This window comes from Streptomyces sp. AC627_RSS907 (genome assembly GCF_019049165.1).
In genome coordinates this window covers 1-549 of the sequence record NZ_JAGMUE010000751.1, presented here as the reverse complement: position 1 = coordinate 549, position 549 = coordinate 1, and the positions used below count along the sequence as shown (strand labels likewise).

General features: G+C 74.9%; 2 protein-coding genes. Both read right to left on the bottom strand.

From position 1 onward, the window contains the following. On the bottom strand, positions 1 to 226 hold a 226-nt coding region (locus tag KUM32_RS45135; protein WP_308408830.1), incomplete at its 3' end, for an NAD(P)-binding protein. A 27-nt stretch (positions 227 to 253) separates the two neighbouring features. Further along, positions 254 to 549: aldehyde dehydrogenase family protein (locus KUM32_RS38420; RefSeq protein ID WP_217146444.1), on the bottom strand; the 296-nt coding region annotated here is incomplete at its 5' end.

The window sequence follows — 549 nt, the reverse complement described above, 5'->3', positions numbered from 1 at the left end:
GTTCGGCGCGGGTGAAGCGGCGGCCGGCCTCCAGGACGCCGACCCGGTAACCCTTCTCGCTCAGCCGCAGCGCGCTGACCGAGCCGCCGAAGCCGGAGCCGATGACGAGGACGTCGTAGTCGTACGCGGCGTCGTCGTGCTCGGAGGTGGGGTCGGCGGCGGGGCCGGGCGAGGCGTGGGCGGAACCGGGGGCGGAGCCGTTGTGGACAGAGTTGTCCCGTGACACTGGGGTACCTCCGTAGGAACGGGCGGCTCAGCGGAGCCGGAGGGCCTTCATGGCGCGCAGGCCGCGGGTCATGAGCTGGGCGTACTGCTCGTGCGAGAGGCCGAAGGAGGGGGCGAGCGGGACCAGCCGCTGCTGGGCGACGGTCTGCGCCTCGGTGTACTTGAGGATGCCCTCGCTGCCGTGCCGGCGCCCGAGCCCGGAGTCGCCCATGCCGCCCATCGGCGCCTGGGCGCTGCCGTAGGCGGCGGCGTAGCTCTCGTTGACGTTGACGGTGCCGGCGCGCAGCCTGGCGGCGACGGCCCGGCCGCGGGCCCCGTCACGCG